17 protein-coding genes are annotated in these 19,293 nt (G+C 61.8%); 2 read left to right on the plus strand and 15 right to left on the minus strand.

Going from position 1 to position 19,293, the window contains the following annotated elements; translation table 11 throughout:
* Positions 1–2: 2 nt before the first annotated feature.
* The 8 genes from art_RS12550 to art_RS12585 form a co-directional block, all read right to left on the minus strand.
* On the minus strand, positions 3–1,535 hold the full coding sequence (locus tag art_RS12550) for a DUF3604 domain-containing protein (protein ID WP_052136403.1): 1,533 nt from the start codon (positions 1,533–1,535) through the stop codon (positions 3–5).
* A gap of 79 nt (positions 1,536–1,614) precedes the next feature.
* Positions 1,615–3,045: a sulfatase gene (locus tag art_RS12555; RefSeq protein WP_038465361.1), complete on the minus strand. Its 1,431-nt coding sequence runs from the start codon at positions 3,043–3,045 to the stop codon at positions 1,615–1,617.
* A 109-nt stretch (positions 3,046–3,154) separates the two neighbouring features.
* Complete coding sequence (locus art_RS12560; protein WP_038465363.1) at positions 3,155–4,057, minus strand: dehydrogenase; 903 nt, start codon at positions 4,055–4,057, stop codon at positions 3,155–3,157.
* A complete protein-coding gene (locus art_RS12565) occupies positions 4,054–4,968 on the minus strand; it encodes a carbohydrate ABC transporter permease (protein WP_253901349.1) in 915 nt (304 codons plus the stop codon). Before art_RS12565 ends, art_RS12560 begins: the two co-directional genes overlap by 4 nt.
* Positions 4,965–5,867, minus strand: a complete 903-nt coding sequence (locus art_RS12570; RefSeq protein ID WP_052136404.1) for a carbohydrate ABC transporter permease — start codon at positions 5,865–5,867, stop codon at positions 4,965–4,967. Before art_RS12570 ends, art_RS12565 begins: the two co-directional genes overlap by 4 nt.
* A 71-nt stretch (positions 5,868–5,938) precedes the next feature.
* Entirely contained in the window at positions 5,939–7,210 is a 1,272-nt protein-coding gene (locus tag art_RS12575) for an extracellular solute-binding protein (RefSeq protein WP_038465365.1), read from the minus strand.
* A 17-nt stretch (positions 7,211–7,227) separates the two neighbouring features.
* The gene (locus art_RS12580; RefSeq protein WP_082000271.1) at positions 7,228–8,634 is read right to left on the minus strand and encodes a sulfatase; all 1,407 of its coding nucleotides are present in this window, start codon (positions 8,632–8,634) and stop codon (positions 7,228–7,230) included.
* An 8-nt stretch (positions 8,635–8,642) separates the two neighbouring features.
* The gene (locus art_RS12585) at positions 8,643–9,695 is read right to left on the minus strand and encodes a hydroxyacid dehydrogenase (RefSeq protein ID WP_052136405.1); all 1,053 of its coding nucleotides are present in this window, start codon (positions 9,693–9,695) and stop codon (positions 8,643–8,645) included.
* Between the two features lie 121 nt (positions 9,696–9,816).
* Here art_RS12585 and art_RS12590 point away from each other — a divergent pair, with 121 nt between their 5' ends.
* Positions 9,817–10,995, plus strand: coding sequence for an ROK family protein (locus art_RS12590; RefSeq protein ID WP_052136406.1), 1,179 nt, complete (start codon positions 9,817–9,819; stop codon positions 10,993–10,995).
* A 101-nt stretch (positions 10,996–11,096) separates the two neighbouring features.
* Here the strand turns inward: art_RS12590 and art_RS12595 are convergent, their stop codons facing one another.
* From art_RS12595 to art_RS12615, 5 genes are all read right to left on the minus strand, one after another.
* Positions 11,097–11,600 carry a DUF664 domain-containing protein gene (locus art_RS12595; protein WP_038470032.1) on the minus strand — a complete coding sequence of 168 codons (504 nt, stop codon included), beginning with the start codon at positions 11,598–11,600 and terminating at the stop codon, positions 11,097–11,099.
* A gap of 169 nt (positions 11,601–11,769) precedes the next feature.
* The gene (locus art_RS12600) at positions 11,770–12,417 is read right to left on the minus strand and encodes an LUD domain-containing protein (protein ID WP_038465367.1); all 648 of its coding nucleotides are present in this window, start codon (positions 12,415–12,417) and stop codon (positions 11,770–11,772) included.
* Positions 12,414–13,964 (minus strand): LutB/LldF family L-lactate oxidation iron-sulfur protein, encoded by a 1,551-nt coding sequence (locus tag art_RS12605; RefSeq protein ID WP_038465369.1) that lies wholly within the window; start codon positions 13,962–13,964, stop codon positions 12,414–12,416. Before art_RS12605 ends, art_RS12600 begins: the two co-directional genes overlap by 4 nt.
* Positions 13,961–14,758, minus strand: a complete 798-nt coding sequence (locus art_RS12610) for a (Fe-S)-binding protein (RefSeq protein WP_038470035.1) — start codon at positions 14,756–14,758, stop codon at positions 13,961–13,963. The genes art_RS12605 and art_RS12610 overlap by 4 nt, the downstream gene beginning before the upstream one ends.
* Before the next feature lie 110 nt (positions 14,759–14,868).
* A complete protein-coding gene (locus art_RS12615; RefSeq protein ID WP_082000272.1) occupies positions 14,869–15,324 on the minus strand; it encodes an Lrp/AsnC family transcriptional regulator in 456 nt (151 codons plus the stop codon).
* A 106-nt stretch (positions 15,325–15,430) separates the two neighbouring features.
* Between art_RS12615 and art_RS12620 the strand changes: the two genes are divergently transcribed.
* Positions 15,431–16,153: a LysE family translocator gene (locus tag art_RS12620; RefSeq protein WP_038465370.1), complete on the plus strand. Its 723-nt coding sequence runs from the start codon at positions 15,431–15,433 to the stop codon at positions 16,151–16,153.
* 422 nt (positions 16,154–16,575) lie between these two features.
* Here the strand turns inward: art_RS12620 and art_RS12625 are convergent, their stop codons facing one another.
* Both art_RS12625 and art_RS12630 read right to left on the minus strand, forming a co-directional pair.
* Entirely contained in the window at positions 16,576–17,835 is a 1,260-nt protein-coding gene (locus art_RS12625; RefSeq protein WP_038465373.1) for a M20 family metallo-hydrolase, read from the minus strand.
* A 46-nt stretch (positions 17,836–17,881) separates the two neighbouring features.
* Positions 17,882–19,288, minus strand: coding sequence for a gamma-aminobutyraldehyde dehydrogenase (locus art_RS12630; RefSeq protein ID WP_038465375.1), 1,407 nt, complete (start codon positions 19,286–19,288; stop codon positions 17,882–17,884).
* Positions 19,289–19,293 lie beyond the last annotated feature (5 nt).

The raw sequence follows: 19,293 nt of genomic DNA on the forward strand, positions 1-19,293 counted from the left end.
GGTTAGTTGTTGATGAAGGTTGGTGAGCTCCAGGCGTAGTGGTCGTTGTGTTGGCGGACGCGGGCGTAGTACTGGTCGCGGGGGGCCTGGGTTCCGGTGTCGGTGTGCTCGATGGTGAGGTGGCGGGCGGTGTGGGGGACGGCGCGGTGCAGGAGCATCGCGCCGGTGAGGAAGCCGCCGAGGTACTGGGACTGTGGCCCGCGTAGGAGTTCACCGATGGTGCGGTGGACTTGCTTGCCGTTGAACGTCACGGACAGGACGGTGTTTTTGTTACCGGTGACGTGCAGGGCCATTTGTTGGGTGGCGTCGGTGAGCACGTTGGGGTTGCCGTGGGTTTCGGTGGTGAAGGAGAGGTGTTGGGCGTCTTGTTGGTCCCAGTGGGAGAAGCTGAAGCTGTCGGGTTCCGCGGCGCTGGGTTCAACGATGTCGTAGCCGTGGAAGCGCGGTTCCACGCCCTGGATGCGGCCGTTGATGATCTCGATCTGGACGTCCCACCGGTTCAGGACACCGACTTCGCCCCAGCCGACGCTGACGGCGAGCATGCCGTCGAACTCGAAGGCATCCACGGCGGTGGGGCCGCTTTTAGCGATGACCTCGTTATTACGCATGATTTCCACGTAGTCCACGGTGTCTCCGCCCAGGACCTCGACAGTGATTTCCCGCATCCCGGGGTTCGTATATTCGGCGCCCATGGGGTGCCCGTCGATGCTGGTAGCGAGCATGATCCGGTCCCCGGTGGCGGCGTAGGTGCGGCGGTTCTTGATCGCGTCCCAGATCCCGTCGCGGGTGAGTTCCTCGGCCCAGACCATGGCGCGGCCGTGGCCGTGGGAGCCGGGGTGGGCGCTGTGGTGGTCGGTGGAGCCGATGAACCCGAAGGTGTTGCCCAGTTCCAGGCCCCTGTCGGCCATCGAGCCGGCATCGCGCGGGCCCATGGTATGCAGGTAGTTCCGGGGCGCGTCGGCGCTTTCCCCGCAGCCATGCATCGAGACCAGCTCCACCACCGGGGAGAGCTCGGGATCATAGGTGTTCCAGTTGATCCCGCGCCGATCCGCACGGTAGCCGATGTGGTGCGGGATCACGAACGCTTCCAGCCCCGCCTTGCCCAGACCGCGCAGCACCTCTCGTAGTTCCTCCAGGGACTGCGCCTGGGCCGGTTCCAGCGGCCCCGTGCCCGACTTGTAGTACACGCAGTGGTCCCCGTACGTCATCGAATGCCACTCAAAGGACAGCAACGAAACGAAGGACCCGTCCACGTTGACCTCCTCAGTCAGCCGCTGCACCTCGGGCCAGTGCCCGCGCAGCCGGGCAAACCCGGCACTGTGGTAGTCACTGACATGCGCCGGCTCGCTGGGCATGTCATGCCAGGCAGCATGGCCGGTCACGGTCGCGAAGTCCAACTGCAACCGGGCGTTACGGTAGGCGTCGGCCAGGGTGCCGTGGCCGTAGCTGATCGCGCAGTGGTTATGCAGGTCTCCGGCATAGGCGGCCATGCCGGCATACGCGCCAAGGCCGGACTGGGGACGGATAAGAGCCATGGTAAAAAGTCTCCAAACTGATGACATGAAGCATTGAAAAGGGGGCGGGCGCACAGCCCGTTCCGGGGGTGCCCGATTCTTAGGCGCCGACGGGGCGGGCCTGGGAGTGGTGCGGTTCATCACCGACCTCGTGCTGGCGCCGCCACAACTTCACCTGCATCTGCGCCCGCACCGAAGCATAGGCGGGGTCGTGGAACACGTTGCGTATCTCTTCGGGATCCTCCACCAGGTCATAGAGTTCCCACTCGGGATGGAACACGGCCCTGCCGGTGCCCGGCAACCCCAACCCGTCGTTGTAGAAGTAGATGATCTTGTACCGCTCGCTCCGGTACCCGTAATGGGCCGGGGCCCGGTGCTGGGCATCATCGTTCTCAAAATAGCGGTAATACATGCCCTCCACGGGCCCGGCCACCGGCGCCTGGCGCAATTCCGGCCAAATGCTCCGGCCCTGCATCCGTTCATGATGAGCCACCCCGGCAGCATCCAGGATCAGCTGCGCGACATCAACGTTCGTGGTGATCCCGTGGAACGTCTTCCCGGGCGCCAGGGCCGCCGGGTAGCTGAGCACGAACGGCATCCGCAACGCTTCCTCATACATGAAGCGCTTGTCGAACCAGCCATGATCACCCAGGAAAAAGCCCTGGTCCGAGGTATACATCAACAAGGTGTCCTCGAACTGCCCACTGGCCCGCAACCAGTCCGTCACCCGCCCCACATTGTCATCGACCGAGGCCACACACGCCAAATAATCCTCCATGTAACGCTGGTACTTCCACACCGCCAACTCCTCAAAGCTGAGCCCTTCCGGCGGTAGTTCCTTCAAATCGGCCATGTTCAAGAACTCGGCCACACCCATCGTGGCCCGCCGCGTCGCCACCGAACGTGTGGCTAAATCATCCGTGAACGTCCTCGGCACCGGAATCGGATCCTTATACATGTTCGCGTGCTTCGCATCCGGCTGCCACGGACGATGCGGGGCCTTGTGGTTGATCAACACCACCCACGGCTCCTCCCCCTCCAACCCCTGCACCCACTCCAACGCTAAATCCGTGATGACATCCGTGGCATACCCCGGCACGGTCCGGCGCCCTGCAGGCGAGAGAAACGTCGGATCAAAATACTCCCCCTGATCAATCAACACATCCCAGTAATCAAAACCCTGCGGATCATGCCCGTCCCCCTCACCCAAATGCCACTTCCCCACCACCGCCGTACGGTAACCAGCCTCCTTCAACAAGGAAATAAACGTCGGCTGGCTGTTATCCAACGGCGTCGACAACGTCCTCACCCCATTCACATGGCTATACGTACCCGTCAAAATCGAGGCCCGACTCGGAGAACACAACGCATTCGTGGCAAAACAATTCGCCAACACCCACCCATTCCCCGCGATCTCATCAATCCGCGGCGTCTCATTCACCAACGACCCATACGCACCCACAGCATGCGCAGCATGATCATCAGTCAAAATCAAAACAACATTCGGCCGGCGAGCAGTTTTCGTAGACATCAAGGGCAGCCTTCCAACACAGGTCACGATCACGGGAACAAAAAATGGGCACAACAACCGCCAACTAGGCAGTCAACTCTTACATCGCAGATTCGCAGCAAGGCTGGTGTCAGGAGGGTGACACCGTGATTGATTTTCCACTGGCAAGACTCTTGTTGGCGGCCTCGACAATCGCCACGATGGAGATGATTTCATCTTCCGGAACCGTAGGTGCTCCCGTACGGCACGCCAGAACCACCGCGTTGAGCAGCCCAACCAACATGTCCTCACCGGCAACAATCTCAAAGCTCGTTGCGGCGTCGGCCCCCACAATTTTCCCCGTGGTGAGCGGACCCCATTCGGGCGGGCCAGCAAGTGTTGCAACCCTGCCGTCCTTCCAGCGGAGCACCACTCGCTCCCCGGTCGCGTCAACTTCGGCACAGCCGGGGCCCATGGCTGCTACAGCCAGATCGACGAGGTGAACCCCGTACCAGGACAGTCCCGGGTGACCCGGCTGGGTGGGAAGGGCCCCGTCAAGATCGATGCGTTCAACCTTGGAATGAACCATGGAATCGTGGAACTCTTGGGCGAAACGTTTAGGTGATCCGGCCAGGGCAAGGCAGTTTTCGGCATGGGCCAGTTCAAGCATGGCACGCGCATCCGCCGTCGTCATGGCAAATCGGGTGTCAACATAAATGGGTTTGCCGAAGTGAGCCAGCCGGGAAAAATAGCCCGCATGAGTCCTGGCGTCGGAGGCAACTACGAGCAGGGCATCGCACTCTCGTGCTACAGCCTCCGGACTGTCCCGCAATGGCACACCCAGATCGTTCATCTGCTCCGTGCGAGCGGCAATTCTGTCCCTGCTCAGGGGAAAATCCTCCGAGACGGCGCCGGCCCAGGCACTGGTGATTATGCCGCCGCGGACCGTTGAGGTGACTCCGTCACCAAAAAGTCTGGTGAAGGACGGCGCATGCGGGGAGTCGATACCAATCAAGCCAAACCTGATTGGCCCTCCTGCGGGTAGCTGTGTCATCCCTTCACCCCTGAGGAGGTGATGCTGGCGACGATGTGGCGCTGCAGGAAGATGAAGATCACCAAACAAGGAATGAAGCTGATGAAGGCCGCAGCCATGATGCTGGGGGTAGAAACCGTTTCCGTATTGAGGGTGGCAAGACCCACCGTCAAGGTCCTGGCCGCATCAGACTGCCCCACAACAAGCGGCCAGAGCAGATCGTTCCAATGCCAGAGGAAGACAAAGATCGCAAGGGTTGCCAGGACAGGCTTGATCAGCGGGATCACGATTGCAAAGAAGGTGCGCCACTCCCCGGCCCCATCAATTTTTGCGGCGTCGAAGAGCTCATCGGGCAGATCCCGAATGAACTGGCGAATCAAGAACACTGCCTGGGCGTTGGCCAGCGTGGGCAGAATCAATCCCCACAAGGTGTTCACACCGTCCATGCCGGCGATCAGAATGAACGTCGGAATGAGCGTTGCCTGCATCGGCACCATCAAGGTCGCCACAATGGACCACAGGACCAAGTTTCTCCCCGGGAAGCGCTTGCGGGCCAGGGCATAGGCGGCCATCGATGCAGTAAAGAGGACAATCACAACTGACACCACGGAGTAAACAACCGAGTTCCAAAGCCACCGCGGAAACGTACCCACATTGAAGATGCGAACAATGTTCTCAAACGTCAATGACGAGGGCAACGCATAGGGCAGGGTCGGCTCTCCCTCCGGTGAAAGGGCCAACACTATGATGGCCACCAGGGGGGCAATGGTGGAAATCGAAATGACAGTCAGTACTGCCACCAGCCAGCGCTGGGTGCGCTGTTGTCGTTTGGCTTTCAGCTTCACGGTGGGACGGATGTTGCGTTGTTTTCCGGCTTGGGTGGGCAGCCCACCCACACGCTGGGACTCTTCAGACTCGGCAAGTTGCGTCACTGGTCTGCCTTCCCTTCAAAGAAGTACCGCTGGACTAGCGAGAGGATGAGGACGATCGCAAAGAGGACCAGTCCGATTGCAGAGGCGTAGCCAAAATCAAAGAATTTGAAGCCCACATCGAAAAGCATGTAGATCAGGCTGTAGCTGGCATGTGCCGGGCCGCCTCCGGTCATAACATAAATAGTGTCGAAGACCTGGAAACCAATAATGGTTTCAATGACCAGTACAAAGAAAATTACTGGTTTCAGCAGCGGTAGGGTCACAAACCACAGCCTCTGCCCGACGTTGGCGCCATCAATGTTTGCAGCCTCCTCCACTTCGACGGACTGGGCTTTCAGCCCGGCAAGAAAAATCAGCATGGAGTAGCCGAAACCTTTCCAGACGGAGACGACTGCGAGCGAGCCCAGCACAAGCCACTGTTCACCGGACAGAAACAGCACAGGGCCCGCCCCAACAGCAGTGAGGGCACCGTTGAGGGGTCCGTCGACCGCGAAGATCCAGGTCCAAATGATGCCTGCCAGCACAAAAGAACTGAGGTACGGGACAAAGAGCAGTGCCCGAAAGGTTCCGCTGTAGCGTACAAGCTTGTTGAGCAAGAGGGCTCCGCCCAGTGATACCGCCATGATGAGCGGGACAAAGATGGCGACGTATCCAAGTGTGACTCCCAGGCTCTGCCAGAAATTTGCGTCTTGGAAAAGGCGTGTGTAATTGTCGACGCCGAGAAATTCGACGTCACCGTTGAGCCTGTAGCGCGTCAAGCTCATCGCCCCAGCGCCGGCTATGGGAAGAAATTTGAACAACACAAAAATTATGAGAGTTGGCAACACAAACAGGATGCCAACCATCGCTTCTTTGCGATGGCGGGAGGCGAACCGACCCGGGGCGGTGGTGGTGGACATGATGGAACCAATCAGAATCAGTTGACGGGCGATGGAATGGAACGGGGCTGTGCGCCCCGCTCCATTGAAGGTTAGGAACGCTTGAGCAACGCCCGTGCTTCGTCGGCGGCCTTGGACAAGGCCTCCTTAGCGGTAACCTTTCCACCCAGTGCAGCCTGGATGGACGGGGCCAGGATGGCCATTACCTGACGGGCGACCGGTGACGCCTCACCAAAGTTTGCGAATTCCAGTGCGGCATTCAAGGCGTCAGTGTCCGCGTTCTCGTCCTCTGATTTCACATCGGTGCGCGTGGGGAAGTTGCTTGCAGCAGCATTCAGCGCAGCTTGCGCTTCAGCTGAGGACAGATACGACAGCACCTCGTAGGCGGCATCACGGTTTTCCTTCTTATTGATGGACGTCAATGCCAGCAGGCCCGGGTTACCGTACGTCGCCTGGACATTGCCCTTCAACGGCGCACCGAGGACCACGTTCTCATCACCCAGCGCCCCTCGAAGCAGGCCAAGTTCCGCCAAAGACGTTGTCGCTCGCATGGCTACTTTGCCTCCCGCGATGGGCGCACCGTCTATCTTGGACCCGGCAACTGCCGCATCGATGGGAAGCCCACCGGACTCCATCAGATCCACCAAGAACTGCAGGGCTTCGACACCCTCAGCCGAGTCAAAAGCGATGTCTTTTCCATCTTCGGTGAAAACCGTTCCCCCAGCCTGCCAGAGGAGGGGGTAGAAGGTCAGGTTTAGGGTTTGCTCCGGAGATCCGGCGTAGTCCATGACCGCGATACCTTTCTCCGCGAGGACAGGCGCGGCAGCCTTCACGTCCGCCCAGGTCTCAGGGAGATCCAGACCCGCATCAGCAAAGATTTTGGTGTTGTACGCCGTGGAATTAATATTTTGGAAGATGGGGACGCCGTAGAGTTCGCCATCAAAAGTGGCGGATTTGAGTGTGGCAGGGACAAATGACTCGCGTTCCTTGTTCACTGCTTCATCAACGGGCAGCAACCCGCCTACCGCCAAGTACGTCGCGGCCTGGTCCGGTGTCACCAAGGCAATGTCGGGGCCCGAGTTGGCAGCCAAAGCCGCTGAGATTTGGGCGTCACGCTTGTCAAAGGTTTGCAGCTCGATGGTGAGGTCAACACCAGGATGCTTCTTCTCAAAATCGGCTTCGGTGTCACTCCAGAACTTCTTGCTAACGGTCTCGTCCTTGATGACCGGGTACATCCACAGCGTGACCTTGCCGCTAAGTTCGCCGGACGCTCCGGTCGAATCAGATCCGGCGGGGGCGCATCCGGTTGCGGCGAGCGCAATGGTCGCCGCAACGGCAGCAATTTGCAGGGGTTTCTTAAGCATTTTCTCTTGTCTTTCTCTCAGGGTTCAGTCAGGACAGGTACTGCCGAGGTTGGGTGGATCTGATGTGAAGCTTCGACAGGATCATCGGTGCTGGCAGCTTCCTTCAGTGCCGCCATCGCAAGACGGTGGCGTGGTGAAGCAATTTGGAGCTGCAACAGGGGGTCCTGTGACTCCTGCATCCAGCCCATTAGTGCTCTGGCAAGCTCGCCCAGGACGCGGTAGTGTTCCGGGCATGCTGCAAGGTTTTCCATTTCGTCTGGGTCGTTGTTCAGCTCGTATAGTTCAAAGGCTTCGCTTGTGGGGACGGTCGGGCCTCGCAGTTGGACAGGGGCGCTGCGGTGCATCCAAGACTGGGTGGGGTCCATGACGCTTGGAGCGTTGGAGAAGTTGACAATTAGCTTGTGGGTGGTTGACCGGACAGCCCGCTTTGGATCGTAATAGGTGTGGTAGCTAAATTGTCCGAACACATGGTTACGGCCTGCCTCCGACGCCTCAACCATGGGCACCAGGCTCTCGCCTTGAATGTCGTCATCGACGCCCAGACCCACCAATTCCAACAGGGTGGGGAGAACATCAACGTGGCTGACCAAATCGGGAATTCGCCGGCTTGTCCACCTGTCCCTCCCAGGCACCCGCATCATGAGTGCCACACCGAGACCTGAATCGTAGAGTGTGCATTTGGCCCGCGGCAGTGCAAGCCCGTGATCTGTGGTGAAGACCAGGATCGTGTTCCGGTCCAGTCCCAGCAGTGCCAAGTGGTCAAGGATTGCCCCCACTCCTTGGTCCATGAAATTGACGGCACCCTGCAGTTCAGCGATCTCCTCACGGGCCCCGGCGTCATCTCTCAAATAGGGAGGTATCGAGATGCCCCGTGAGCTCTCTGCCTTTACTCCTTCAGCCAGGAAGCCCATCACTCCGGCTTCGTCTTGGTCTGAGGGAGTGCGGTGGGGCTCGTCGAAGCCAACCTGCAGGTAGAACGGGCTGCCGGAGGTTGCCGCAGCACTCAGGGCGGCATTGGTGCGCTGCACCACCTCGTCCCGGTGGCCCCCTGTGCGAACGCTGGTGAAGCCGAGCCGTCTGGCCACTTCGTCGTCGTCAAAGTCACGGGATTCGTGGTGGACACCGATCAGGTGGCTGCGGTACCCGTGACGGCCCAGGCGGTGTGCCAAGTGGCTGCTGGGTTCATGGAGGTCCCAGTGAAACGGCGCATGAGCCAAGCCAAGGACGCCGTTGGTCTGTGGGTATGTTCCCGTAAACAAGGAAGCCCGGGCGGGGCTGCAATGGGGCGACGTGGCAAATGCTGCTTCAAAGAGAGTGCCGTCGCTGGCCAACCGGTCAAGGTTGGGTGTGTCCACACCCGAGATTCCATAGGATCCCAGAAATCGCCCCAAGTCGTGGCAGTGGATGATGAGGATGTTGTGCATGGGAGTGACTAGCCCATCCGTTTCAGTTGTGTTTGGTCAATGGAATGTTGCAGCCGCTCACCGCTGAGGTGGCGTCGAATCTCGTCGACGACGATGTGCCCGGCACGCTGCCTCGATTCCAGGGTCGCCCCGCCTACATGCGGCGTCAGCAGGGCTCCCGGAAGGGAACGCCAGCGGTCGGCCTCGGGGAGGGGTTCGACGTCGTACACGTCCAGCGCCACGTCCAGACGCCCCGCCGAGACCGCTTCATAGAGCGCCTCCATGTCAACCAGAGACGGCCGCGCAGTGTTGACAACAAGGGTTCCGGCCGTCATGGAAAAAATATGGTCTCGCGTAATCAAGCCCCTGGTTTCCGGCGTTTCGGGGGCGTGCAATGCGAGGACTTCGGCCCATTCGATCAGCTCGTCAAGCCCGCATGTGTTTTTCGAGAGCGGATCGTCAGAAGAGATGTAAGGGTCGTAAATTCGCACATCAGCGTTCAAGGCGCGGCAGGCAGCAATGTACTTTCGCCCGGTCCGCGAGGCCCCCACAACGCCGATCCGCGCCCCGCCAATCTCCCGGGCACGGGAAATGTTGCGGGCCTGTTCCCATGCAACTCCGTTGCGCATGGCGTGGTCCAGACGGTGGGTCCGGCGCAGGAGCGACATGGTCAGCGTGAGCGACATTTCAGCCACCGCCGGTGCCATCGCTGCACCGGCCTGGGAAATGGGCAGGCCCGCTGACCAAAAGTCATCACTGACAAGAGCCCGAATCGATGACGGCGCATGCACCACCAGCTCCAGCAATGGCGCCAACTCCAAATACGCACCGGTCAGACGGGGAAACCCCCAAGCCGTAATGAAGATATTGGCCTCGGCCGCGACTGCTTCAAAAGCGTCCAGATCGACAAGCCGGGACGGGGGTACTTCCACGACGTCGCCAAATTGTTCTAGTGCAATTCTGCTTTGCGGTGGGAAGAAGGCTGCTGATTCCGCTGTCGGGACGCTGAGAAGAATCTTGTTCTTGCCTGCTGGGCGTGCCGCAGCCGTGTTCCCCTGAATAACCTCATCGTTGTGGATCATGTAGAGGAGACTAATATCACTTCGTTAGTTTTGTCAATGACAAAAAGAAGTACACTGGTCTTGTTGCCATAATCTGCGCTCCCCAAATGGAGACCTGAACCAACACTAGAAAGGGCGTCCGATGCAACCCCGTGCCGGCAGCAAAGCACTCATTCGAGAGATCAATGAGGCCTTTATTCTCGACGTTGTCAGGTCCAGCGGCCCTGTCACCCGAGCCACTATCGCCGCCCGGACGGGGCTGAGTGCAGCCACCGTCACCGGTGTTACAGGCCGGCTGCTCCAGGCCTCCCTCGTAATGGAGACCGACACTGTCACGGGAACAGGCGGCAGACCGGCGCGCATGCTGGAGCTGGGACAGGACGTGGTGGTGGCCGCAGGCGTGCGGGTTTCCAGCACCGAGGTCCTGGCCGTTCTTGTTGACCTGCGCGGCAGGATTGTTGCCAAGGACCGCCAGTCCCTCAGCTCCTGTGAGCCAGAAGTCGTGGCGTCGGCCACGGCAACCGCGGTGCGTAAGGCCCAGTCAATGGCCCCGCAAGCCACCATTCTGGGTGTTGGTGTGGCGGTATCCGGTGTTGTCGACCAGGCAGGCGGCAGCGTCAAACACAGCGGTTCCATGAACTGGAAAGACGTCCCCTTCCGGTCGCTGCTGGGCGAGGCGCTCGATGCCTCGGTGGAGATCGACAGCTATGTGAACGCCTTCACCCTTGGCCTGCTGTTGTTTGAAAAGAGCCTCGAAGGCCGCAATCTGCTGACTTTCAGCGTCGGCACCAGCCTGGGTGCCTCCGTGGTGGTGGAAGGCCGTATCCACCGGGGGCTCAATGGTGCTGCCGGCGGTTTCGCGCACTCCCATGTGGGCGGTGCCCGCGAGCCCGAGCGGCTGTGCCACTGTGGCGCGAGCGACTGCCTCGAAACACGCAGCAGCCTGTGGGGAATCCGCAGTGAACTTGAGCGCCGCGGCCTCGGTGCCGACGGGGCGGGCCCCGCCCGTGATGCGGAAGTCATCAAAGAGGCCGGCTACCACCTGGGCATGGCCATGGCTAATGTCAGCAAGATCTTCGCTCCCGAACAAATAGTGCTGGCGGTGGCCCCCGAGGCTGACTTTCCGCAATTGGCGGCAGGTGCCCTCAGGGAATTCAAGGCCCAGTACAAGCATGAAAATGACCCTGCACCGGAATTTGAGTCCACCACCATCATGCCTGCCACCCTGGCACGAGGGGCAGCGTGCATGATTTTGGCAAAGCTCTTCACTGCCAGCACATCAAGGCTGGGCAAGGCAGACGCTGCCCCGCTCATCAACTGATACGCAAATAGAATCTGCAAGCACCACCGGCGCGGCGAAGCCGCTCACCAGCTGAACCGCCAACAACGGCCAGCACCTGAGATTCGGCAGGTCACTTGAGATTAGCGCGGCAGGCCCTTGACGTACGCCGCCTGTCCGCCGTGTTGGACGCAGTCGTCAACGATGCTGACCAGTCGCACGCCGAGGGTGACCGGGGGATCCCAACGGCGGTCAACAACACGGTTTAACGCCTCCGAATCAAGCCCGCTAACGTACTCAAGGCTCTGGGCAAGTACGGCCCCGTGGTATTCGCGCAGCAGGTCCAGCGACTCCACCCTCACGGCATCAACCTGCTCCGAGCTGTGCCCGTAGCCGTGGTCTGCCGGTTCTAGGGCAAAGCCGAACTTGGCGGCATAGCCATCCCTGACCCATATGGATTCATGCCCCGCAACGTCGGCAATCTGCTCATCTTGGCCCCGGCTGAGGTGCCACACCAACCACGTAATGGAATTGCCCACACCGCCCGGCCGCCAATTAGCCTTGGCCGGCATCAGATCGTCCAGGACGCCGGAAACAATCCCGTCAATCCGGCCAAATGCGTCTGTTAAAAGCTCCGAAGATTCCATACCGGCCATGCTTCCACCCGCGGTGCCCCTTGGGAACCCCGGCGCCGCCAGCCACTCATCAACACCGAGATGTGAGATGACGCCCTCTCGTATAGGGCGTGATCTTACATCTCGGCGGAATTGGTGTTGGAACTGTGCCAGTCGGCGCCGCCGGGTCTCGCTCCCCCGGTTACGTCAGGATGATGACGTCCAGCGTGCGCGGGCCGTGAACTCCCTCCACGCGTTCCAGTTCGATGTCGCTCGTGGCGCTGGGCCCGCTGATCCAGGTCTGCGGCCGGGTTGCCTCCAGCCGTGCAATGGCTTCCGGCAACAGCTCCACAATCTGCTCAGTGTTCAGGAAGCAGATGTGCCGGTCGGGAACCAGCGAAATGATGCGCCGGCCCTGGTCGTCACTGCCGTCGAGCATGATGGTGCCGGTTTCCGAGACGGCCACCGCGGCAGCTGTTACCACTGCATCAACGGCGTCCAGCTCCGCGACGGTGAGGCGGTGCTCAGGTGAGTCAGCATGGACAGCCAGCGTCCCGCCGTCGTGCTTCCCGGCGGAAGGAAGGGCGGAAAGCCAGGACTCCGGCAGGCCGTGCGGCACCACAATCGCAGCCGAGCCCGCCAACAGTTCAGCCAGCTTGGCGGGCGCTTCGGCTTCGGGCGTGACGAACACGTTCGCCTTGTAATCCACCAGCCGGTCCACGAGCTGCGCGAGCCGCTGTTCTACGGTCATGTCCGAGCTGCGGCGGTACTCACGCGGCACCACGGGGGTCTCCGGCGCATCCCGCAGGGCCGACTTGATCCGGTTCATGATCTCTTCGCGGGCGCTCATGCCTGCTCCCCTTCGCTGCTGTTTCCAGCGTTTTCGCTGTTTGTGGAGCCAGGCACGACGGCGACTCCTGGCTTGTGTTCCTTCGCCCACCATTGGCGGAACGACTGGGTGGGCGGCGCGGGGATGTCCCTGCTTTGGGTCCAGCCGCCGGCGATGCCCGGGAGCTTCTTGATGACCTTGTCGCGCCCGGCCGCGAGCTTGCCCAGGGGCAGGCCCTTTTCCAGCAGGTTCAGATGCGAACCGCTGGCGAACGCCCACTCGGCGCCCTTCATCATGAGGTCCATCTGTGAGGGGACCTTGACCTTGGCGCGTTTGGAATCAACGTCCTCGCCGCGCAGGTGGACCAGAATTTCCGGGATGTTGATCTTCACCGGGCAGGCGTCAAAGCACGCACCGCACAACGAGGAGGCGTAGGGCAGGGAGCTGTTTTCCTCGCTCTTGATCCCTGTCATCAGTGGGGAAAGGATGGCACCGATGGGGCCCGGATAGGTGGAGCCGTAGGCGTGGCCACCGGTTCGTTCGTAGACGGGGCACACGTTCATGCACGCGGAGCAGCGAATGCAGTTCAGCGCCGTGCGGCCCATTTTATCCGCAAGTGCGGCGGTGCGGCCGTTGTCCAGCATGACCAGGTGGACGTTCTGGGGTCCGTCGCCCGGGGTGACGCCGGTCCACAGCGAGGTGTACGGGTTCATCCGCTCCCCCGTTGAGGAGCGCGGCAGTAGCTGCATGAACACTTCCAAATCGCTCCAGGATGGCAGCAGCTTTTCGATGCCCATGACGGTGATGAGGGTTTCCGGCAAGGTCAGGCACATGCGGCCGTTGCCTTCGGATTCCACCACGGTGAGCGTGCCGGTGTCGGCCAGGCCGAAGTTGGCGCCTGACACGGCGACCTTGGCGGAGAGGAACTTCTTGCGCAAGTGGGTGCGGGCGGCCTCGGCCAGGCGGGCGGGTTCGTCCGTCAGGTTCGGGTCCACCACGGGCATTTCCCGCAGGAAGATCTCGCGGACCTGGCTGCGGTTCTTGTGGATGGCCGGGACCAGGATGTGGCTGGGTTTGTCGTGGTCCAGCTGCACGATCAGCTCGGCCAAGTCGGTCTCGTAGGCGGCAATGCCCTGCTCTTCCAGGTACTCGTTGAGCCCGATTTCCTGGGTGGCCATGGACTTGACCTTGACCACCTCGGTCTCACCGGTTTCCCGGATGAGGGCCGTGACAATCTCGTTCGCCTCCTGGGCGTCGCGCGCCCAATGAATGATGCCGCCGCGAGCGGTGAAGTTCGCCTCGAACTGTTCCAGCATGGCCGGCAGGTTCGCCATGGTGGCGTCCTTGATGGCGGCGCCGGCGTCGCGCATGTCCTCCCAGTCGGGAAGTTCGGCCACAACCTTCAGGCGCTTGTCCCGGATGGTGTGGGTGGCGTGGCCCAGGTTGGCGCGCAGCTGCTCGTTGCCGAGTTCGCGGTGCGCCGCCGCCGGGAACGGCTCGGTGGCGTTGAGGTTGCCGTGGCCAAAGACGGGCAGCGAGGGCATACCCAGAAAAGTGTTGCTGCTCATCGCTTGCTCCCTGCCAGTTTGATCTCGCCGGTGACGGTGATGGGGTTTTCCAGCGTGCTGGCCAGGATCTCGGCAAAGTGGAGTGTGCCCACGTCGCTGCCTTGGCGGGACAGCCCGCCGCCAATATGCAGGAGGCAGCTGGCGTCGCCGCCGGAGCACAGCTCGGCGCCGGTGCCGCAAATGTTAGCCGCCTTGTCGGCGTTCATGGCGCTGGAGACATCTGCGTTCTTCATGGAGAAGGTGCCACCAAAGCCACAGCACTGGTCCGCCTCAGGCAGCTCCACCATTTCGATGCCGCCCACACTGGCCAGCAGGTTCAGCTGGCGGTCTTCCAGGCGCAGCAGCCGCATGCCGTGGCAGCTGGGGTGGTAGGTGACCTTGTGCGGGAAGTATGAGCCGAGCTGCTCGGCCGCGTTCGTGATGCCGAGGACGTCCGTCAGCAGCTGCGAGAGTTCGTACGTTTTGGCGCCCACGACGGCGGCCCGGGCTTCCAGCGCAGCGTCACCGCAGCGGCGGGCCACCAACTCATGCTGGTGCTTCACACTGGCGACGCAGGATCCGGAAGGTGCCACGGCGACGTCGTAGTCGTCGGTGTCGAAGGCCTCCACATGGTTGGCCACAACTGTGCGGGCTTCCTTGAAGTAGCCCGAGTTCACGTGCATCTGGCCGCAGCAGGCCTGCCCGGGAGGGAACACAACTTCGTGTCCGAGCCGTTCGAGCAGCTTGACCGTGGCCTGTGCGGTGCGCGGGTACATGGCATCGACGATGCAGGTGGCAAAGAGCGCAATTTTCATGATTCCCACTGTAGGGCAAAACTTCCGGGATGTGGACTGACCACACCCTAAGTGCCAAAGATCCGAGGTTGCGCGGAGGTTTCGGGGCAAGTCCGACGCCGGATAGTCGGCTAAAGCGGCAGGCCCGCCTTGGGCTTGAGGTTCTTCATAACCAAGGTGGAGCGCAGGCGCAGCACGCCGGGCAGGCTCGTCAGCTCGTTGTCGAAGTACTGCTGGTAATCGGCGAGGTCCCGCGCAAGCACCTTCAAGATGTAGTCGGGGTCCCCAAACAAGCGCTGCGCCGAGGTGATGTGCACATTCTCCGCCACCTTCGCCTCAAACTCATCAACGGTGGTCCTATCCACCCGGTCCAACGTCACGAACACCAGAGCCTGAAAGCCCAGGTCAACGGCGGCCGGGTCGATGACCGCACGGTACCCGCTGATGGCGCCCGACGCCTCCAGGTCCTTCAGGCGCCGGTGGCACGGCGCCACCGTCAGGCCCACCTCCGCAGCCAGCGCCGTGGCGCTCATGCGGCCGTCATTTTGGAGCGTGCGCAATATTTCTCTGTCAATGGCATCAATCACAGTAATATCTTATCGACACAGTGGCTGTTAGGGGCAAAAAAGGTAAGCACTTTCGCTTCATTTTTCCCTAAACTTGCCGTAACAAACCACTACGGCAGGAGACTCCATGGAACCGCAGGCACTCATTGGCTTCCTCATAGTTGCTGTTACGTTGACGTGCACGCCCGGACCCGACTGGGCCGTTGCCATCGCCTCCGGGCTGGGACGCCGCAGTTTTGTGCCCTCCGTTGCGGGGCTGTGCAGTGGCTATGTCCTGCACACCATCTTGCTGGCCGCCGGAATTGCCGCACTCATGGCCGCGGCCCCGGCACTCCTGCTGTGGCTGACGATTGCCGGCGCCGTCTACCTGCTGTGGCTGGGCATCAAGACCACCAGGTCCTGGCGCGGTGCCGGGTTCAACGTCCCGGGGAGTGTCACGATCGGCCCCAACGGTGAACTGCCCGCACCTTCCGCGACGGCACCCGGCACCGCCTCGGGTCTGGCCGGTTCATCCTGGGGCGCCTACCTGCAGGGTTTCGGCACGAGCGCCATTAACCCCAAGGGGATGCTGCTCTTTGTCGCCCTGACGCCCCAGTTCATCCGCCCGGAGGCTGCCTTCTCCGTGCCCCTGCAATCGGTGATTCTCGGGATGTCTTTTGTACTCTCGACCATCGTGATCTACACGCTCGTGGCGGCAGGGGCCCGCCGTCTGTTGCGTTCACGGCCCGGCGCCGCCCGCGGAGTGACCCTGTCCAGCGGCATCATCATGTGCGCGCTGGGTGCGGTTCTTTTAGTTGAGCAGATCTCCCCCGTCACGGAGGCTGCGGGGCGGATGCTGGCCCACGGCTGACCGGCCGGCCGCCGGCTGCAGGGGCAACCCACATCTTCCATGGTCCATTGCGCCGAGAATGGCTCCAACCCGCCGCAGATTTGCCACCATCTCGCCGAAAATGGGCCCACCCCGTGACATGCCGCCAAAGTTGTGCCCATTTCGCGGGTTGGACCCATCTTCGCGGAGCAGCCACCAAAATGGCGATGTTTTGGCCCATTATCGGCGGTACATAGCACCCCCAAGTACGGGCTTGACCCACTCTCGGTGCTCAAGCACGACGGCGGACTGCCGCACGGCCGCTGTCAGGCCGGCACGTCGTTGCCCTACTCGGAGCCGCCGCAAGCCTGGGATGGACAAAAGCCAGGCCCGCACTGAAGAGGTGCGGGCCTGGCGTCGTGCTTGTGTCCGGACGAACTGGGTAACCCCGGAAAGCGACTCCGTCAGCCTTCCAGCACGCCCTGGCACAGCCGGTTGGCCACTTCGGTGAGCATGGCAAGGCCGGCCACGATGTCCTCGTCCGTGGTGTACTCGTGTTCGTTGTGGGAGATTCCGTCGACGCTCGGCACAAAGAGCATCACGGTGGGCACCAGATCCTTCATGTTGGTGGAGTCATGGCCGGCGAGCGTCATGACGGCCTTGTTGGACAGGCCCAGGTCGGCAGCGACGTTTGCGGCAAGCTCGACGCCCTCGCGCTGGTATGGGGTCACGGGCCAGGAATGGGACTGGTGCTGCTCCACCGAAACATTGGCGAGCGCCTCAATCTCGGTGATGCGGCGGTGCAGGCGATTGTCTGCCTCGGCAAGGACCGCCTCGTCCGCGCTGCGCAGGTCCAGCAGGAGGTTGACCCGCGACGGCACCACAACCGGCGAATTCGGGTACACGTTCAGCTGCCCCACGGAGGTGTGCAGGACGCCGGGGAATTGGTTCGCCAGCTCCCGAGCGGCCACCACCAGCATGGACGCGCCTAACAGTGCATCCCTGCGGTCCTCAATCACCGTGGACCCGGTGTGCGCCTGCTCGCCATGGACAACGAATTCGTATTTGTTGGCGGCCCAGTTTGAGGACACCAGGCCGATCGTGACACCTTCACGCTCCATGCTGCGGCCCTGTTCGATGTGGATCTCGGCGCAGTAAGCGGCTTCCGGACCGCCAAAGTCGCCCCGGCAGCCAATCGCATCCAACGCCTCCTGCACAGACACGCCGGCAGCGTCCGTCGTCGCCAGCGCCGTCTCCAGCGCCAGCTTGCCGGTGTAAACGGAGGATCCCATCATGGAGGGCTTGAAGCGGGAACCTTCCTCATTGAACCAATTGACGACGGCGATGTTGTACCTAGGCTGCGGTGCACCCGTTTCCGCCCACGCCGCTGCAAGCCGGAACGCAGCATGTGCCGCGGCCAGCACGCCGTAGGCGCCGTCGTACCGGCCCGCAGTGGGCTGGGAGTCCATGTGCGAACCAACCACAACAAATGGCGCCCCGGGCACTGCTTCGAAAAGCCCCCACTGGTTGCCAGCTCGGTCAAACTTCACAGTGAAGCCGCGTTCCTGCAGCAGGCCGCTGAACCAGCGCCGCTGCTCACCGTCCGGGATGGTGGCCGCCTGACGGTCAACTCCGCCGTTCCCGGTGGCGCCGAAGGTGCTCATGATGCGGAAGTCTTCTATGAAGGCCGTGTCTAAGTCAGAAAAGATGGCGGTTGAGGTCATGATTTTCCCCTCTGGGAGTCTGGCAGGAAATGAGGTTCGGCTGCTGTCAGCGATGTGATGTGGTGACGGACTTGATGCGGGTGTAGTCCTCGAGACCGAAGACTGAGAGGTCCTTGCCGGTACCCGAATGTTTGAAGCCGCCGTGAGGGGCCTCCGCGGGGATGACCTGGTGGCAGTTGATCCACACGGAGCCGAAGTCGAGCTCATTCGAGACACGCGTGACAACGCCGTGGTTTTCGGACCAGACACTGGAGGCAAGTGCATATTTGGTGCTGTTGGCCAGGACCACGGCTTCGCTCTCCGTAGCGAACGACTGCACAGTCACGACTGGACCGAAGATTTCCTCGCACACCACCTCGTCCTGTTGGACGACGCCGTCAATCACCGTGGGCGCGAAGTGGTAGCCCGTGCCGGTGCGCTTGCCTCCGGCGAGCAACCGGGCATTTTTCGGCAGGCGCGCGATGAACCCCTCGACCCGTTCCAACTGCGCGGCACTGTTGAGTGGGCCAAGGTCGGCGGCGTCTCCGCCCACTTTAAGGGCATCGGCAGCCGCCGCAAGTGCGGCGGCGAACTCGGCATGGATGCTCTCCGCCACAAGGACGCGGGTGACGGCGGTGCAATCCTGGCCCGCGTTGAAAAAGGCTGCCAGCGCAATTTCTCCGGCCGTTCTGGCAAGGTCGACGTCGGCGAAGATGATGGCGGGGGCCTTGCCACCAAGTTCCAGATGCACGTCCTTAAGCGTCTTGGAGGCTGCTGACATGACCTGTTCACCGGCATGGGTGGAGCCGGTGATGGACACCATTTCGGGGATCTCGTGGTCCACCATTGCGGCACCTGCACCGCGGCCACCGCAAATAATGTTGACGACGCCGGGCGGGAACACTTCCTGGGCCAGCTCGCCCAGGATCACTGTCGACCACGGTGTGGTGTCGGCGGGCTTGAGCACCAGGGTGTTGCCCGCGGCCAGTGCCGGAGCGATTTTCCAGATGGCCATCATGAAGGGATAATTCCATGGCGTGATCTGGGCGACCACACCCAGCGGCTCGCGTCGGATGGTGGAGGTGAATCCCTGAACGTATTCAGTGGAGGCGGTGCCGGAGACCACCCGGCAGGCCCCGGCGAAGAAGCGCAGCTGGTCAGCCCCACGCAGGATTTCAAGTTCTCGGGTGGCCGCGCGAGGTTTGCCGGTGCAGGCCACCTCGGCATCGACCAGCAGGTCAACGTTCTGCTCTATGAGGTCTGCGAAGCGGAGCAGGAGGGCCTGCCGTTCTCCCGGCGTCGTGCGCCTGTAGCTGGCGAACGCCCTGTCCGCAGCCTGGAAGGCAAGATCAACGGTGGCCGCGCCGCTGTCGGGCGCCGTGCCGATCTGTGCGCCGGTCGCGGGATCGAAGAACGGCAAGGTTTCGGCGGCGTCCATGGCCTGGCCGTCAATGATGTTGCTGAGCGTAATCATGTGGG

The sequence above is a fragment of the Arthrobacter sp. PAMC 25486 genome (assembly GCF_000785535.1).
In the GTDB taxonomy this organism is placed as follows: domain Bacteria; phylum Actinomycetota; class Actinomycetes; order Actinomycetales; family Micrococcaceae; genus Specibacter.

Bases quoted from the DNA above. Each gene is read 5' to 3' on its own strand.
- art_RS12550 (WP_052136403.1), bottom strand. From the start codon at position 1,535: ATGGCTCTTATCCGTCCCCAGTCCGGCCTTGGCGCGTATGCCGGCATG.
- art_RS12555 (WP_038465361.1), bottom strand. From the start codon at position 3,045: ATGTCTACGAAAACTGCTCGCCGGCCGAATGTTGTTTTGATTTTGACT.
- art_RS12560 (WP_038465363.1), bottom strand. From the start codon at position 4,057: ATGACACAGCTACCCGCAGGAGGGCCAATCAGGTTTGGCTTGATTGGT.
- art_RS12570 (WP_052136404.1), bottom strand. From the start codon at position 5,867: ATGTCCACCACCACCGCCCCGGGTCGGTTCGCCTCCCGCCATCGCAAA.
- art_RS12575 (WP_038465365.1), bottom strand. From the start codon at position 7,210: ATGCTTAAGAAACCCCTGCAAATTGCTGCCGTTGCGGCGACCATTGCG.
- art_RS12580 (WP_082000271.1), bottom strand. From the start codon at position 8,634: ATGCACAACATCCTCATCATCCACTGCCACGACTTGGGGCGATTTCTG.
- art_RS12585 (WP_052136405.1), bottom strand. From the start codon at position 9,695: ATGATCCACAACGATGAGGTTATTCAGGGGAACACGGCTGCGGCACGC.
- art_RS12590 (WP_052136406.1), top strand. From the start codon at position 9,817: ATGCAACCCCGTGCCGGCAGCAAAGCACTCATTCGAGAGATCAATGAG.
- art_RS12595 (WP_038470032.1), bottom strand. From the start codon at position 11,600: ATGGAATCTTCGGAGCTTTTAACAGACGCATTTGGCCGGATTGACGGG.
- art_RS12600 (WP_038465367.1), bottom strand. From the start codon at position 12,417: ATGAGCGCCCGCGAAGAGATCATGAACCGGATCAAGTCGGCCCTGCGG.
- art_RS12605 (WP_038465369.1), bottom strand. From the start codon at position 13,964: ATGAGCAGCAACACTTTTCTGGGTATGCCCTCGCTGCCCGTCTTTGGC.
- art_RS12610 (WP_038470035.1), bottom strand. From the start codon at position 14,758: ATGAAAATTGCGCTCTTTGCCACCTGCATCGTCGATGCCATGTACCCG.
- art_RS12620 (WP_038465370.1), top strand. From the start codon at position 15,431: ATGGAACCGCAGGCACTCATTGGCTTCCTCATAGTTGCTGTTACGTTG.
- art_RS12625 (WP_038465373.1), bottom strand. From the start codon at position 17,835: ATGACCTCAACCGCCATCTTTTCTGACTTAGACACGGCCTTCATAGAA.
- art_RS12630 (WP_038465375.1), bottom strand. From the start codon at position 19,288: ATGATTACGCTCAGCAACATCATTGACGGCCAGGCCATGGACGCCGCC.